Here is a 15,615-nt window from a genome sequence, read left to right on the forward strand (position 1 = left end):
GGTGAGGGGTGCGACGTTTCCGGACAAACCTGCACCTCCTCTCCCGGACGGGAAAGGAACGGGCATGCGCCAAGCACGGACGCGGAGGGCCCGCCTCAGGCCGCCGCGCCCTCCTCCGGCACGGGCCTGCGCCCGATCACGCGACCGAGCGCGCGCTGCAGGGCCAGCGCGTCGGCCTCGCCGTATTCCGTCCGGAACGCGGCCTGGGCCCGCTGCCAGAGCGGGCGCGCCGCCTCGAGCCGTTCCCGTCCCGCCGGAGTGAGGCTCAGCGCGCGCGTGCGCGCGTCCCGCCCTGCCCCGATGGCGATGAGGCCGTCGCGCTCCAACGGGCGCAGGGCGCGCCCGGTCGCGGTCCGGTCCATCACGAGGTGGCCGGCGAGCTCGTGCACCGCGAGGGATCCCATCCGGTCGAGCGTCGAGAGCAGGGCGAACTGCGTCGCCCGCAGCCCCGACGCGGCCAGATGCCGGTCGTACAACTGCGTGACGTGGCGCGCAGCCTGCCGGACCGCGAGGCAGTGGCAGGGCGTGAGCGTCGGGTGACCTTCCATTTACGCAACCTCGAATTGCACCGTTGTCACGGGTCGCGTCGTGACCGATTGGCAGAGCCGAGTAAAGAGTGCATATGCATGTAATTCCTCGGTGCGACGATCGCACCGACCGGACCACACTCGAAGGCACCGATCAATGACAGGTGGCAGTCCGGCCCGGGCCGTGCCCAGCCTCTTCGCCGCGCGCGGCCTCCATTACGGCTGGGCCGTCGCCGCCGTGACCTTCCTGACCATGCTGGTGACCGCGGGTGCGGTGGGCGCGCCCGGCGTGCTGATCCTGCCGCTCCAGCAGGAATTCGGCTGGAGCACCGCCGAGATCTCCTCGGCGCTCGCCCTGCGCCTCGTGCTGTTCGGGCTGATGGGCCCCTTCGCCGCCGCGCTGATGAACCGCTACGGGCCGCGCCGGATCGTGCTGATCGCGCTCGGTCTCATCGGCGCGAGCCTCGCGGCCTCGCTGGCCATGGACCGGCTCTGGCAGCTGGTGCTGCTCTGGGGCGTCGGCGTCGGCCTCGGCACGGGGCTCACCGCCCTCGTGCTCGGCGCGACGGTGGCGACGCGCTGGTTCGCCAAGCGCCGCGGCCTCGTGGTCGGCCTTCTCACCGCGAGCTCGGCCACCGGCCAGCTCATCGTGCTGCCCGTGCTGGCGGGCCTCACGGAGGCGCAGGGTTGGCGCACCGCGCTCGTCCTGATCTGCGGCCTGCTGGCGCTCGCGGGCCTCGGCGTGTTCCTCCTGATGCGCGACAGCCCTGAGGAGATCGGCCTCCTGCCCTACGGCGAGACCGCGCCGGCTCCTGGCGGCGCGCCCGTCCCGGTTGCGTCCACCGGTCCGCTCGAGGCCCTGCGGGAGGCGGCGCGGACCCGCGTCTTCTGGATCCTGTTCGCCACCTTCTTCATCTGCGGGGCGAGCACCAACGGGCTGATCCAGACCCATTTCGTGCCCCTCTGCGCCGATTTCGGGCTGCGCCCCGTCGAGGCGGCGAGCGTGCTCGCGGCCATGGGCGTGTTCGACTTCGTCGGGACGGTGGCCTCGGGCTGGCTGTCCGACCGCTACGACAACCGCTGGTTGTTGTTCTGGTACTACGGCCTGCGCGGGCTCTCGCTCATCGCCCTGCCCTTCACGGACTTCACCTTCGCCGGGCTGTCGCTCTTCGCGGTCTTCTACGGCCTCGACTGGATCGCCACCGTGCCGCCGACCGTGAAGCTGACGGCGGCCCGGTTCGGACGGGCCCGCGCCAACCTCGTCTTCGGCTGGGTCTTCGCGGGCCACCAGCTCGGCGCCGCCGCGGCCGCCTACGGGGCCGGTCTCTCCCGCTCCGAGCTGGCAAGTTATTTGCCGGCTTTCTTCGCGGCCGGCGCTCTCTGTATCATCGGCGCCGCCCTGATCCTCATGATCGGCCGACCCCGTGCGGAGCCGTCCGCCCTGCCCGCTGCTGTGCCGGCTAAGTGATCAGCCGATCCGCAGGCGGGTCCGGGGCCCGAGTCGCCGAACGAGGCGTACGAGGTCCTGGCGCGTGAGGGCGACGCAGCCCTCGGTCGGCAGGTAGCCCGGCCGGGCTACGTGCAGGAAGATCGCCGAGCCGCGCCCTGGACGGATCGGGCCGCGGTTCCAGTCGAGATCGACCACGAGGTCGTAGAGGCCGTCGCCCCGCCAGAGCTCCTCCGCGCTGACCCCGGGAGCCGGCAGCCGGATCGGCCGGTTGTACCGTCGGTCCTTCGGGTCGTCGCACCAGCCGTCCCGCCGCCGCGTCGGCCTCAGCGTCAGGTTCGTGCGCGGCCGCGCGCCGAAATGGTCCGGCCGGTAAAAGCCGCCGCGCAGGCGCAGGCAGGCGCGCGGCGAGGCGCCGTCCCCCTCGCGCTTGGCGCGGGTCAGGCCGGAGCGGCCGAGGGCGCAGGGAATGATCGCGAGCCCCGCGATGAGGTGGCCGCGCGCGGGGTCGCCGATGATTGGCCGCACGCGCAGGCGTGCCAGGGTCGTCCGTCGTAGGTCCATCATACCGCTCGGACGGTTTCTCGGACGGTTTCTCGGGCGCGACGCCGGCGCGCGATCAGGTCAGTCGGCAAAGTGAGCTCCTCGCGGCGGTCCGCCTGTCCGGATTGCGGAAAATGCTGTATAATTGTGCGCAAACCAATTCCCAGCCGCCGAAACCGCATTATTTTGGTGCGTATGCCCGGATCGTCCGGGCGTCCGAGTCCGCCCTATTCCTGCCGCCCTGCGCCGCTCCGTATCCCCCGATGATCCGCTGAACGGCCGCGCAGCATCCGGCCTCGGACATGCCTGTTGGAAGAGTCCCACGGACGATGCCGAACCCCCATCGCCTCCTGATCTGCGACGACGACGCGACGTTGCGCGAGACGCTCACCGAGCAGCTCGATCTCTACGACGAGTTCGTCGTGGTGAGCGAGGGCGACGCCGCGGGCGCGATCAGCCGGGTCGCCGAGGACCGGATCGACCTCGCGGTGATGGATGTCGGCCTGCCCGACCTCGACGGGCGCGAGGCCGTGCGGGTGATGCGCCGCAACGGCTACCGCGGCCCCGTGGTGATGCTGACCGCCCAGGACTCGGAGGAGGACACGGTCGAGGGGCTGGAGGCCGGCGCCAACGACTACGTGACGAAGCCCTTCAAGTTCGCGGTGCTGCTCGCCCGCATCCGGGCGCATCTGCGCCAGCACGAGGCGAGCGAGGACGCCATCTTCCAGATCGGCCCCTACACGTTCCGGCCGGGCGCCAAGCTGCTGGTCGGCGAGCGCGGCTCCAAGCTGAAGCTCACCGAGAAGGAGACCGCGATCCTGCGATTCCTCTACCGGGCCGGGCGCGAGGTGGTGGGCCGCGACACGCTGCTCGCCGAGGTCTGGGGCTACAACGCCCACGTCACCACCCACACGCTCGAGACGCACATCTACCGCCTGCGCCAGAAGATCGAGCCGAACCCGGCCACCGCCGCGATCCTGGTGACGGAGGCCGGCGGCTACAAGCTGCTGCCCTGAGGTACGGGACCGGGGCGCCGGCCGGCGTGGTGCGCGCCGCAACCTTCGGCTAAACAGCCTCGCGGCGGCGCCGGGCAGGGGCTCGGGGCGGGCCGCTCGGGAGCGGGGGCTGCGGGTTGGGGCTCGACGACGACATCGCGATCCTCGCCGGCGCCCCCCTGTTCGGCCTGATGGGGCGCGACGCCCTGCGCCTCCTCACCTTCGCGGCCGAGCGGCGCAGCCTCGGCCGGGGCGACCTGCTCTTCGCCCGGGGCGAGGCGGCCGACGGCGGCTTCGTGGTGATGTCGGGCACGATCGAGCTGGCGCCGCGCCGGCCCGGCGGCGAGCCGGTGACGGCCGGGCGCTCCGCGCTGATCGGCCAGCTCGCCCTGTTCCTGCGCGGCGAGCGGCCGGCGGACGCCCGCGCCACGGCGCCCTCAGAGGTCATGCGCATCACCCCCACCCTGATGCGGCGCGTGCTGGAGGAGTTCCCCGACGCCGCGGCGGCGATCCAGGACACGCTGGCCGAGGATCTGGCGGGCCTGACGCAGGGGCTCGAGCGCGTGCGCCGGAGCTTCGACGCGCTCTAGGCTGCGGGCGCTCTAGGCTGCGGGCGCGCTCAGGGCCGGGCGGCGCCGAGGTGACAGGGCGGGCGCGCTTTTGTAAGCAGCCGGCATCGCCGCGGCCTCCCCAGGAAGCCCGCGCCCGAGGCCCCTCACCCGATCGAGACCGCCCCCATGTCCCACGCCGACCTCGCGACCACCATCGAAGCCGCCTGGGAAGAGCGCGCGGGCATCGACACGGGCACGCGCGGCCCCGTGCGCGAGGCGGTGGACGAGGCGCTGGCGCTGCTCGATTCCGGCAGGGCGCGGGTCGCCGAGAAGGTCGGGGACGCCTGGCAGGTCAACCAGTGGCTCAAGAAGGCGGTGCTGCTCTCCTTCCGCCTCAACGACATGGCGCCGATCGCCGGCGGCCCCGGCGGCGGGCCCTGGTGGGACAAGGTGCCCTCGAAGTTCGAGGGCTGGGACGAGGCCGCCTTCCGGCAGGCGGGCTTCCGGGCGGTGCCCGGCTGCTTCGTGCGCCGCGGCTCCTACATCGCGCCGGGCGCGGTGCTGATGCCCTCCTTCATCAATCTCGGCGCCCATGTAGGCAAGGGCACCATGGTCGACACCTGGGTGACCATCGGCTCCTGCGCGCAGGTCGGCGAGAACTGCCACATCTCGGGCGGCGCCGGCATCGCGGGCGTGCTGGAGCCGCTGCAGGCCAACCCCGTGATCATCGAGGACAACTGCTTCGTCGGCGCCCGCGCCGAGGTGGCCGAGGGCGTGATCATCGGCGAGGGCAGCGTGCTCTCCATGGGCGTCTACATCGGCGCCTCGACCAAGATCATCGACCGGACCACCGGCGAGGTCTTCTACGGCCGCGTGCCGCCCTACTCCGTGGTGGTCTCCGGCACGACCCCCGGCAAGCCCCTGCCGGACGGCAGCCCCGGCCCGAGCCTCTACTGCGTCGTGATCGTGAAGCGCGTCGACGCGGGCACGCGCGCCAAGACCGGCATCAACGAGCTTCTGCGCACCTGAGGCCGGCGCGCGACGTGTCGCGCGGCCGGACCCGGCGAAACACGCTACATCTCACCGGACCGGGCCGCCCGCGCCGATTCGGCGGGGCGCCCGGCGGAAGGCCCGAGCGAGGGGACGCGCGAGAGATGGTCGAGCCGGCGCACGCCACCCGTACCCTGTCCCTCGACGTGGCGGGACGGCGGGTTCCGACGCCCTGCGACGTGGTGGGGCACGGGCCCGAGGCGCTGCTGCTGCCCGCCCTCTCCTCGATCTCGGCCCGCGCCGAGATGCGGGCGCTCGCCAAGGATCTCGGGCACGAGTTCCGCTGCCTGATCCCGGACTGGCCGGGCTTCGGCGACCAGCCGCGGGCGCGGCTGCCGCTGCGGCCCGACACCTTCCACGCCTTCCTCGACGCGCTGCTCGCCGCCCTGCCCGGCCCCTACGCCCTCGGGATCGCGGCGGGCCACGCCGCCCCCTACCTCGTGGCCGCGGCGCGCCGCCACCCGGACCGGTTCCGCCGCCTGATCCTCGTGGCGCCGACCTGGCGCGGCCCCCTGCCCACCGTGATGGGCCCGGAGCGGCGCGGCCTGTTCCGGAGCCTGCGCCGCCTCGTCGAGACGCCGTTCCTCGGCGACGTGCTCTACCGCATCAACATCAGCCCGCCGGTGATCCGCCGCATGATGCGCGCCCACGTCTACGCCGATCCGGCCCACGTGACGCCGGGCGTGATCGCCGACAAGCACGCCATCACCCGCCAGCCGGGCGGACGCTTCGGCACGGCGGCCTTCGTCACCGGCGCCCTGGACCCGGTCGAGACCCGCGAGGATTTCTTGGCCCTGTTCGAGGGCAGGCTCCCGCCCGTGCGGGTGCTGCGCCCGGAGCGGGCGCCCCGGCGCTCGGGAGCCGAGATGGACGCCCTCGTCGCCACCGGCCGCGTCGTCAAGGTGACGGTGCCGGGCGCGCTCAGCCCCCACGAGGAATATGCCGGCGAGGTCGCCGCCGCGATCCGTGCCGCCGCCTGAGGCGCGCGGCGTCACGCCAGCGTCACCGAGCCCCCTACCCCGCACCCCGCCGTCCCAGGTACCTCTTACGCCAAGCCTTACGCCAAGCCTTTCACCAAGACTTCCGCGCTCCAAGGTCCACCGATGCCCCGCCTGCTGCCGCCTCTCGCCGCCCTCGCCCTGCTGGTTCCCGCGGTGACCGCCGCGGCTCCCGCGCTCGCGCAGGAGAGGCCCACTCAGGAGAGGCCGGGAGAGAAGCCCGCGCAGAAGGCGGCCCCCTCGGTCGGTGCCGACACGCTGAAGCCGCAGCAGCCGGCCCACCAGCCCTACCTCGCCGAGGGGATGATGCCGGACACGGTGGCGATCCTGCCGCCCCCGCCCGCCAGCCACTCGGCCGCCGAGGCCGCGGACAAGGCCGCCTTCAACGCCACCCGGGCGCTCAAGGGCACGACCCGCTGGGAGCTCGCCGCCTCGGACGTCGCGGAGGGCGCCCCCGCGATCCTCGACAACTTCGCCTGCGTCCTCGGCACCCGCCTCGACCAGGCCCGGGTGCCCGCGCTGATGACGCTCCTGGAGCGGGCCCGCCTCGACATCGCCCGCGGTACCCGCTCCCCGAAGCTGCATTACCGGCGCCTGCGGCCCTTCGTCGGCAACGAGGCGCCGATCTGCGTGCAGCGGAGCCAGCAGCTCGCCGACAGCTACAGCTACCCCTCCGGCCACGCCTCGCAGGGCTGGGCCTATGCCCTGATCATGGCTTCGCTGGTGCCCGAGAAGGCGAGCGCGATCCTCGTGCGCGGCCGCGCCTACGGCGAGAGCCGGGTCATCTGCGGCGTGCACTGGATGAGCGACGTCGAGGCCGGCCGCACCAACGGGGCGGCGATCGTCGCCGCGCTGCAGGCCAACGCGGCCTTCCGGGCCGATCTCGACCGGGCTCGGGCCGATCTCGGCAAGGCGCTGGCGGGCGGCGGCCCGGCGCCGGACCCGGCCGCCTGCGCCCGCGAGGAGACGGCCACGCGGATGCCCGAGCTGTAGGATCGGCTCGATCCGGGGAGAATGCCGGCGGGCGGAGCCGGGGCGCCCGAGCCTTCGCAGATCATCCAAGAATCGTCCGTGTGCAGATTTGAAATATTCTAAGTCTATAGAGAGACTCATCTTTTTGTCTTGATCGGCTAAGCTTGAGCAGGCAAGTGTCACCCGACAGCGCGGACAACGCGCGATTTTCGGGGTCTTGCCGATGCGTGCTCTCGCTCTTCCCTCCCGTCTCGCCGCGACGGTGGCGCTCGCGCCGCTCGCCCTGCACCTCGCCGGCCCGGCGGCCGCGCAGGAGCGCAGCGTGCAGCTCGACCAGATCTCGGTGGAGGGCAGCGGCACGCCGCAGCCCGGCCCCGGGCTCGGCAACGGGGCCGTGACGAGCGGCGGGGGCGGCGGCCCGAGCGGCGTCGTCGGCTACACGGCGAAGGCGAGCCCCACCGCGACGAAGACCAACACGCCGCTGCTCGAGACGCCGCAATCCGTGACGGTGATCACCCGCGAGCAGCTCAACGACCGCAACGTGCAGGACTTGAACCAGGCCCTGGCCTACGCGCCGGGCACCTCGACCGACGTGTTCGGCTTCGACCCGCGTTTCGACGCCTTCTACATCCGCGGCTTCTCGGCGACCTACGACGGCGTCTTCCGCGACGGCCTGCGCCAGTCCGCGGTCGGCCTCGCGGTGCCGCGCATCGAGCCCTACGGCACGGAGGCCCACACCATCCTGCGCGGCCCGGCCTCGGGGCTCTACGGCCTCGGCTCGCCGGGCGGCATCGTGGACGTGACGACGAAGCGGCCGGTCTTCGCCCGCTTCGGCGAGCTCTGGTTCCAGGCCGGCAACTACGACCGCTTCCAGGGCAATTTCGACATCGGCGGCCCGGTCGAGGGCTCGGACGGCACGATGGCCTACCGGCTCACCGGCGTGGTGCGCCAGTCCAACACCTTCCTGCCCGGCGCCACCGACGACCGCTTCAACATCGCGCCGGCCTTCACCTGGAAGCCCTCCGCCGACACCACCTTCACGCTGCTCACCGAGTTCCAGAACTCGAAGCTGCCCGGCACCTCGGCCTTCTACAATTTCCCGAACTTCCGGGTGTCGCGCCTCTACCAGGGCGACGGGGCCTTCAACGCCTTCACGCAGCAGCAGTACCGGGTCGGCTACGCCTTCGAGCACGTCTTCTCGCCGGACCTGATCTTCCGCCAGAACTTCCGCTACTACGGCGTCAACGGCGACTTCCCCTACGTCCAGATCGATTCCATCACCGGGCTCTCGGCGCAGCGCTCGACGGGCCTGTTCATCGAGAACCTGCACTCGGTCGCGCTCGACAACCAGATCGAGGGCCACGTCCAGACCGGGCCGGTGGCCCACACCCTCCTCGCCGGCGTCGACTACCTGCACTTCGACTGGGACCGTGTGGGCGGCTTCGGCACGGCGCCGGACCTCGACATCGCCACCCGGAACTACGGGCGCCAGTTCATTCCCCGGCCGGTGCTGACACTCGCGGCGCGCCAGTCGCAGGACCAGATCGGCGTCTACCTGCAGGAGCAGGCGAAGTGGGACCGCTTCGTCCTGACGCTGACGGGCCGGCACGACTGGGTCTCGCAGACGACGGCGAGCGGGACGCCGGCCGCGCTCGCACCCTCCACCACCCAGAACGACACCGCCTTCACCGGCCGCGTCGGCCTGAACTACACCCTGGCGCCGGGCCTCGTGCCTTACGCGAGCTACGCCACCACATTCACGCCGCAGGTCGGCGCGGACGCGAGCGGGCGCGCCTTCAAGCCCGCCACGGGCGATCAGATCGAGGCCGGCGTGAAGTACCTCGTGCCGGGCACCAACATCACGGCGGGCTTCGCCGGCTTCGACATCGTCCAGACCAGCATCCTGCGCCAGGACCCGAACAACCTCGCCTTCACGGTGGCGACCGGCGAGGTGCGCTCCCGCGGCTTCGAGGCGGAGATGGTCGCCAACCTCGCGCCGGGCACGAACCTCACCTTCGCCTACACGCACCTGAACTTCAATTTCGTCAGCCAGACCTCGCTGGTGACGGGGCAGCCGATCGACGGCAACTACCTGTCGGGCATCCCGGGCGACACCATCAAGGTGTTCGGCACCTACGCCTTCCCGCCCTCCTCGCCGCTGTTCGGCCTGCAGATCGGCGGCGGCATCCGCTACGCGAGCTCGAGCTTCGCCGACGACGAGAACACGGCGCGCAACCCCTACGTCACGCTCTTCGACGCCCTGATTGCCTACGACTTCGCGGCGCTCGACCCGAAGTACAAGGGCTTCCGGGCGCAGGTGAACGCCTTCAACATCTTCGACCGCGACTACACGAACTGCCAGGCGGGCTTCTGCTACCGCGGCGCGCCCGCCACCGTGATCGGCAGCCTGATCTATCGCTGGTGAGGGCCCGCGGCCTGAGCCGCGGGCCGGGGCGTCACGCCTTCGCCTGCCGCTGCACCGGCACGCCCTGGGCGGGGGCGGGGCTGCCCCCCGCCTTCTTCCGCTTGCGGCGCCGGGCCAGCATGTTGAGGCCCTCCACGCCCGCCGAGAAGGCCATGGCGGTGTAGATGTAGCCCTTGGGCACGTGCGCGCCGAACCCCTCGGCGATCAGCGTCATGCCGATCATGATGAGGAAGCCGAGCGCCAGCATCACCACGGTCGGGTTGGCGGCGATGAAGCGCGAGAGCGGGTCGGCCGCCACCAGCATCACGATCACGGCGACGATCACGGCGATCATCATCACCGGCACGTGGTCCGTCATGCCGACCGCCGTGATGATGCTGTCGATCGAGAAGACGAGGTCGAGGAGCAGGATCTGCCCGATCGCCGAGGCGAAGCTCATCGAGGCGCCGGAGGATTGCTCCTCCTCCGGGTGCGGGTCGACGCTCTCGTGGATCTCCTTGGTGGCCTTCCAGAGCAGGAACAGGCCGCCGGCGATGAGGATCATGTCGCGCCAGGAGATGGCCTTGCCGAGGATCTCGAAGACCGGCTCGGTCAGGTGGACGATGTAGGCCACGGTGCCGAGGAGCCCGAGGCGCAGCACCAGGGCGAGGCCGATACCGATGCGGCGGGCCTTGGTCTGGTGCTCGGGCGGCAGCTTGTTCGTCAGGATCGAGATGAAGATCAGGTTGTCGATGCCCAGCACCACCTCCATCACGATGAGGGTGGCGAGTGCGGCCCAGGCGGAGGGGTCCGCCGCGAGTTGGAGCAGGCTGTCCACGGTGCGGTCTATCCGGAGCTAGAGGGGGAGGAGGCGGCCGGCCCCGCCCGGGGCAGGGTCCCCGCCGGGCCGCTCGGCGCGCGGCGGCGCGAAGATGCGCAGGGCGCCCGGCATCACCTTGAAGTGGGCGGGCGTGCGGGTGGTGAGCTCGCCGTCCGTGTTGACGGGGCGGGGCTTCCTCGTCCGCAGGACGATCTCGGTGGTCTTGAAGGCGCGCACGTCGCTCGATTGCCCGTGCGTGCCCCGGCGCAGAGCCGGCAGCAGGGCGATGAGCCGCCACCAGTGCGCGATCTCCAGGCTGTAGAAATCGAGCAGGCCGTCGTCGACGGCCGCGCCCTCCTCCACCGTCATGCCGCCGCCGTAGTGGCGCCCGTTGCCCACCGAGACCTGGATCGTCGTCACCTTCTCGACGGTGCCGTCGTGCTCGATCGTCACCGTGAAGGGCCGCACCCGGCGCAGCACCCGCACCGCGGCGATCGCGTAGCCGAGCGTGCCCCAGGCCTTCTTCGACTCCGCCGTGAGGTCGCCCGCGAGCTCCGCCGAGAAGCCGACGCTCGCGACGTTGAAGTAGTAGTGGCCGTTGACCCAGCCGAGATCGACCGGGCGCGGCGGCACCGTCGTGATGAGGCGGGCCGCCGCCGGCGGGTCGAGGGGCAGGCCCAGCGAGCGGGCGAGGTCGTTGGCCGTGCCGAGCGGCAGGATGCCGAGGGGCAGCCCGGTCTCCACGAGGCCCGCCGCGCCCGCGTTCATGGTGCCGTCGCCCCCGCCCAGGATGACGAGGTCGCAGGCGCCCGCGTGTCGCCGGATCGTGTCGCTGCAATCCGGGTTCTCGGGCGGCTCGACGGGCTCGATGCCGCCGCCGCGCAGGATCGCCCGGATCTCGTCGAGGGCGGCGCCGCCGTTGCGGGCCTTGGGGTTGGCGAGGAGAAGCGCCCGGCGGGGCGGGCCGGCCGCGCTCATCGGCGGGGCTCGCGGCGGGACTCGGCGGTCGCGGAACGTTTCGAACGGGCAGCCAAGGAGAGCTCTCCGGTGCATTCGCGCCGCGTCAGCGCAAAGGCAGGGAAGAGGTCCGACATCACGGCCGACGCCTCGGCCGTCAGAGGGGCCCGGACCCGGGTTGCCGACGAACTTGGTTGCCCGCGCCACGATCTCAAGGGCGAGGGCGCGCCGAAATGCGGGCCTGCGCCTGCGGAACGGGGTTCCGCGGGGCCCGATCCCGCGAGTCGGGGGCGGGGGATTGGCGGGATAGCGGGCAGAGCGTCGCGGGAGCCTTGCTCCGGCGGGCGGGCCCGTGGCATGCCATCCGCGGGCGGCCCCGATCCCCGACGGAGCCCGTCCGGTGGAACCATCTCCCATGGGATCCCCCATGGCACTCCCCATGGATACGCCCCTGGAACCCGTCTCATGGAACCTGCGGCGCGCCCGGCGGCGTTTCATCCCGAACTCGGGAGCGACCCGGCCGGCGGAAGCCTCCAGGCCCACCCGCCTCCGTCGGCCCGCGACCCGGTGATCCGCATGCGCCCTCTCCTCCGCACCGTCTCCGCCGCCGCGCTCCTCGGCGCCCTCCTGTGCGCCGGGCCGGCCGGCGCGCAGCCGGGCTGGGTCGACCCGCCGAGCAAGCCCGCCGCGAAGGCGGCGCCCGAGGCGGCCGCGCCGAAACCCGCCCCCCCCGCGCCGCAGGCGTCGCCTCCGCAGGCCGAGGCCGAGGAGGCCGCCGAGCCCGCGCCCCGCCGCCGTGCCGAGCGGCGGCGCTCGGCACGCACCGAGCGGGCGGAGCGGCGGCGCGCGCATGCCCACCGCGCTCCCGCGCGGCGCCTCGCGGAGACGCCGCCCCACGCGCCGGCCATGAACCCGCCGGCCATGAACTCGCCGGCCATGACCCCGCCGTCCGCGAGTCCGCCTCCGGCGCCGGACGGCCGCTTCGGCGACTGGGCCGGCGCGGCCCAGCGGCTCACCGACGACTACATCGACAGCGTCTCGGGCACCGGCCCGGGCATCGCGGCGAGCGCGCCCCGCTTCTACGCCGAGCGGGTGCGCTTTCACGGTCGCGTGATGTCGCTTCCCGCGCTGATGGCCGAGAAGCGGCGCTTCGCGCGGCGCTGGCCGGACCGCCGCTACGAGCTGCAGCCGGGCACGATGCGCACGGCCTGCAACGGCCCGGCCGCGGCCTGCGTCGTGCGCGCCGTCTTCGCCTTCCAGGCCCGGAACCCGGCGACGGGCGCGCTCTCGCAGGGCCTGTCCGACCTGACCCTGGAGGTGAGCTTCGCGGGTGGCCGCCCGGCCATCGTGTCGGAATCGAGCCGCGTCCTGCGCCGGGGCGCCGCCCTCAGCGCGGCGCCCGCCGCGACGGGCGGCGCATGAGCGCCGTCCGGGGGCCGATGAGCGAGGATCCGCGTTGAGTCTGACGGAGGCCGCAGAGGTTTTGAGCGAGCGCCCGGTGCCAGAGACCGCGTCGAGCCAGCCCACCGCCGACGAGCGGGCGCGGCTGCGCGCGCGCATCCGGGCGGCGGTCGAGGCCGCGCGCCCGCAGCCGGTCGCGCTGCGCACCCTGGAGCTGATGGCGCTGGCCGCCGCGGAGCCGGACGCCTCGGCAGCGGGATACCGGATCATCGACCCGCGCACCGGCGCGACGCGCCTGCGCGAGCCGGCCGCGGAAGGGGCGGGCCCGCCCGCCGACCAGCCGCTGAGCCTCGAGGAACTCGTCGCGGAGCTGAAGCGGCGCCACCCCGCCCTGTTCCTGCCCGACCCGCCGCCCGAGCCCGCCTCCGAGCCGCAGGCGCTCCGGCCGGCGCGCAAAGGTGGCGGCAGCAAGGGTGCCGGCAAGCGCTTGGAGCGGGCGCCGGAGAGCGCCTCCGACGTTCGCGCCGCGACGGCCCGCTTCGTCGAGACCCAGACCGTCCTGGCACGCTCCCTCGTCGCGAACTCCTCCGCGCGCGGCAAGGCCCTCGCGGCCCGGCTCGGCACCTCGTTCGGCGCCCTCCGCGAGCGGCTCGACGCCCGCCGGGCGGCCCGTGACCCGATCCCCGACGCGCCCACGACCGCGGGCACCGCGCCGGAGCCCGCGGGCGCGCCGTGGCGTGAGCGCCTCGGGCAGGCCCGGGAGCGGATCCGTGACGCGTTCGTCGCCGACGACGGCACCGCCCGCCGCCGCTACCTCGCGGGCGGCCTTGCCGCCGTGCTCCTTGCGGTCGGCGCCGCCGCCCTCGTCACGGGCCGCCAGGAGCCGTCCGAGCGGGCGGCACCCGCCGACCGGGCGGGCGGCGCCGCCGGCCCGCAATCCGCGCCGGGCGCGGCCCCGTCGCAGACCGGCCCGCAAGCGCCCGCAACCCCGCCCGCCGAGCCCGAGCGGGCTGCCGCGGGCGAGCCGCCGCCCGCCCCGGCCAACCCGAACGAGATCGGCGGTCCCGCCGAGGTGATCGACACCGCCACCCTGCGGGTCGGCGGCAAGCTGGTGCGCCTGTTCGGAGTCGAGTGGGTGCGCGGCGGCCAGGCCGAGGACCTGACGCGCTACCTCGCCGGCCGCTCGGTCACCTGCCAGCCGGTGTCGGGGAGCCAGAACGTGCTCTGCCAGGTCGACGGGCGCGACCTCTCGGAGGTGGTGCTGTTCAACGGCGGCGGCCGGGCCTCGCCGGAGGCGACGCCGGACCTCGTCGCCGCCGAGGACCACGCGCGCAGCGAGCGGCTCGGCGTCTGGAAGCGCTGAGCGGCCGTCCCGAAGCCCGGCTCACGCAGCCCGGTCCAACTGCCCCGTTCGACTGCCCTGTTCGACTGCCCCTTGCGCGACCGCCCAGCTTGCCCCTCAATGCCGCGCGACAACCGCGGCATCCCGGGGGTAGCGGAGCATGGATCTCTCGATCGGCCTGAGCGCCGTCGCGGTGGCGCTCGCCGTGCTCGTCATTGTCACGCTGGCCATCGGCATCAACATCGTGCCGCAGGGCTACGTCTACACGGTGGAGCGGTTCGGGCGCTACGCGCGCAACCTCGAGGCCGGGCTCGGCCTGATCGTCCCTTACGTCGAGCGGATCGGCCGGCGCGTGAACGTCATGGAGCAGGTCATCGAGGTGCCGAGCCAGGAGGCGTTCACGCGCGACAACGCGGGCGTCACCATCGACGCGGTGGTGTTCTACCAGGTGCTCGACCCGGCCCGCGCCTCCTACGAGGTCTCGAACCTCGAGGTCGCGATGATGACGCTGACCATGACGAACATCCGCACCGTGGTCGGCTCGATGGATCTCGACCAATTGCTCTCGCACCGGGACGAGATCAACGAGCGCCTCCTGCGGGTGATGGACGCCGCCGCCTCGCCCTGGGGCGTGAAGATGACCCGCATCGAGATCAAGGACATCGTGCCGCCCGCCGACCTCGCCGGCGCCATGGCCCGCCAGATGAAGGCGGAGCGCGAGAAGCGCGCCTCGGTGCTGGAGGCGGAGGGGCAGCGCCAGGCCGAGATTCTGCGCGCCGAGGGGCGCAAGCAATCGGCGATCCTGGAGGCGGAGGGGCGGCGCGAGGCGGCCTTCCGCGACGCCGAGGCCCGCGAGCGCGGCGCCGAGGCCGAGGCGAAGGCGACCGCGATGGTGAGCGAGGCGATCGCCAGGGGCGACCTCGCGGCGGCGAACTTCCTCGTGGCCGAGAAGTACGTGGAGGCGGTGCGCGCCATCGCCACGGCACCGAATCAGCGCGTGGTGGTGGTGCCGATCGAGGCGGCCGCGCTCGCGGGCACGCTCGGCGGCATCGGCGAGATCACGAAGGCGGTGTTCGGGGAGGGGGCGCCGCCGCGTCCCCGCTCGGGCCTGCCGCCGAGCACGGGCCCCGTCCAGAGGGGATGAGGGGACGATGCTGAGCCAGCTCGCGGCCGAGCTCGGGTCGACCTGGATCTGGATCCTGGCCGGCCTCCTGCTGATGGGCACGGAGCTCGCGCTGCCCGGCGTGTTCCTGGTCTGGCTCGGGCTGGCCGCGCTCCTGACCGGGATCCTGACGGCCCTGCTGCCGCTGCCCTGGCAGGCGCAGCTCCTCGTCTTCGCCGGGCTCGCGGTGGCGAGCGTGGCGCTCGCGAGCCGGCTCACGAAGCGGCCGATCTCGAGCCTCAACCGGGCGGATCGCGGCCTGATCGGGCGCGAGGGCACGCTGACGGCCGCGATCGTCGGCGGCTCGGGCACGATCCTGTTCGACGACACGCTCTGGCGGGTCGCGGGCCCCGACCTGCCGGCCGGCACGCGGGTGCGGGTGACGGGGATGAGCGGGACGGTGCTGACCGTGGCGCCGGCCTGAGACCCGTCCCCCACCTCTCCCG

The 15,615-nt window shown here is 73.2% G+C and carries 15 protein-coding genes; 11 read left to right on the forward strand and 4 right to left on the reverse strand.

All coding sequences use genetic code 11. The annotated features are described in order from the left end of the window. Positions 1–95 precede the first annotated feature (95 nt). Positions 96–548, reverse strand: a complete 453-nt coding sequence (locus MOX02_RS10900) for a MarR family winged helix-turn-helix transcriptional regulator (protein WP_147025821.1) — start codon at positions 546–548, stop codon at positions 96–98. A 136-nt stretch (positions 549–684) separates the two neighbouring features. Between MOX02_RS10900 and MOX02_RS10905 the strand changes: the two genes are divergently transcribed. Further along, positions 685–1,995: an MFS transporter gene (locus MOX02_RS10905; RefSeq protein ID WP_147025822.1), complete on the forward strand. Its 1,311-nt coding sequence runs from the start codon at positions 685–687 to the stop codon at positions 1,993–1,995. Here MOX02_RS10905 and MOX02_RS10910 read toward each other — a convergent pair whose 3' ends face one another. After that, on the reverse strand, positions 1,996–2,538 hold the full coding sequence (locus MOX02_RS10910) for a L,D-transpeptidase family protein (protein WP_373866734.1): 543 nt from the start codon (positions 2,536–2,538) through the stop codon (positions 1,996–1,998). A 308-nt stretch (positions 2,539–2,846) separates the two neighbouring features. Between MOX02_RS10910 and MOX02_RS10915 the strand changes: the two genes are divergently transcribed. The 6 genes from MOX02_RS10915 to MOX02_RS10945 all read left to right on the forward strand — a co-directional run bounded on the left by MOX02_RS10915 (position 2,847) and on the right by MOX02_RS10945 (position 9,508). After that, positions 2,847–3,533, forward strand: a complete 687-nt coding sequence (locus MOX02_RS10915) for a response regulator transcription factor (RefSeq protein ID WP_147025824.1) — start codon at positions 2,847–2,849, stop codon at positions 3,531–3,533. Positions 3,534–3,649: 116 nt separating this feature from the next. After that, entirely contained in the window at positions 3,650–4,102 is a 453-nt protein-coding gene (locus tag MOX02_RS10925; RefSeq protein ID WP_147025825.1) for a cyclic nucleotide-binding domain-containing protein, read from the forward strand. A gap of 147 nt (positions 4,103–4,249) precedes the next feature. Then, positions 4,250–5,092: a 2,3,4,5-tetrahydropyridine-2,6-dicarboxylate N-succinyltransferase gene (dapD, locus tag MOX02_RS10930; protein ID WP_147025826.1), complete on the forward strand. Its 843-nt coding sequence runs from the start codon at positions 4,250–4,252 to the stop codon at positions 5,090–5,092. Between the two features lie 125 nt (positions 5,093–5,217). Continuing rightward, on the forward strand, positions 5,218–6,093 hold the full coding sequence (locus MOX02_RS10935; RefSeq protein WP_147025827.1) for an alpha/beta fold hydrolase: 876 nt from the start codon (positions 5,218–5,220) through the stop codon (positions 6,091–6,093). Positions 6,094–6,216: 123 nt separating this feature from the next. Then, positions 6,217–7,104 (forward strand): acid phosphatase, encoded by an 888-nt coding sequence (locus MOX02_RS10940; RefSeq protein ID WP_147025828.1) that lies wholly within the window; start codon positions 6,217–6,219, stop codon positions 7,102–7,104. 202 nt (positions 7,105–7,306) lie between these two features. Beyond that, positions 7,307–9,508, forward strand: coding sequence for a TonB-dependent siderophore receptor (locus tag MOX02_RS10945; RefSeq protein WP_147025829.1), 2,202 nt, complete (start codon positions 7,307–7,309; stop codon positions 9,506–9,508). A 31-nt stretch (positions 9,509–9,539) separates the two neighbouring features. Here MOX02_RS10945 and MOX02_RS10950 read toward each other — a convergent pair whose 3' ends face one another. Further along, complete coding sequence (locus tag MOX02_RS10950; protein WP_147025830.1) at positions 9,540–10,325, reverse strand: TerC family protein; 786 nt, start codon at positions 10,323–10,325, stop codon at positions 9,540–9,542. An 18-nt stretch (positions 10,326–10,343) separates the two neighbouring features. Beyond that, entirely contained in the window at positions 10,344–11,285 is a 942-nt protein-coding gene (locus MOX02_RS10955) for a lipid kinase (RefSeq protein ID WP_147025831.1), read from the reverse strand. A 555-nt stretch (positions 11,286–11,840) separates the two neighbouring features. On the opposite strand from MOX02_RS10955, the gene MOX02_RS10960 reads away from it, so the two are divergent. The 4 genes from MOX02_RS10960 to MOX02_RS10975 all read left to right on the forward strand — a co-directional run bounded on the left by MOX02_RS10960 (position 11,841) and on the right by MOX02_RS10975 (position 15,593). Next, complete coding sequence (locus tag MOX02_RS10960) at positions 11,841–12,686, forward strand: hypothetical protein (protein ID WP_147025832.1); 846 nt, start codon at positions 11,841–11,843, stop codon at positions 12,684–12,686. Positions 12,687–12,762: 76 nt separating this feature from the next. Continuing rightward, the gene (locus tag MOX02_RS10965; protein WP_238179270.1) at positions 12,763–14,028 is read left to right on the forward strand and encodes a nuclease; all 1,266 of its coding nucleotides are present in this window, start codon (positions 12,763–12,765) and stop codon (positions 14,026–14,028) included. 139 nt (positions 14,029–14,167) lie between these two features. Continuing rightward, the gene (locus MOX02_RS10970) at positions 14,168–15,151 is read left to right on the forward strand and encodes an SPFH domain-containing protein (protein WP_147025834.1); all 984 of its coding nucleotides are present in this window, start codon (positions 14,168–14,170) and stop codon (positions 15,149–15,151) included. 7 nt (positions 15,152–15,158) lie between these two features. Further along, on the forward strand, positions 15,159–15,593 hold the full coding sequence (locus tag MOX02_RS10975; protein WP_147025835.1) for an NfeD family protein: 435 nt from the start codon (positions 15,159–15,161) through the stop codon (positions 15,591–15,593). Positions 15,594–15,615: the final 22 nt, after the last annotated feature.

Origin of the sequence: Methylobacterium oxalidis (assembly GCF_007992195.1) — a bacterium.
Classification (GTDB): domain Bacteria; phylum Pseudomonadota; class Alphaproteobacteria; order Rhizobiales; family Beijerinckiaceae; genus Methylobacterium; species Methylobacterium oxalidis.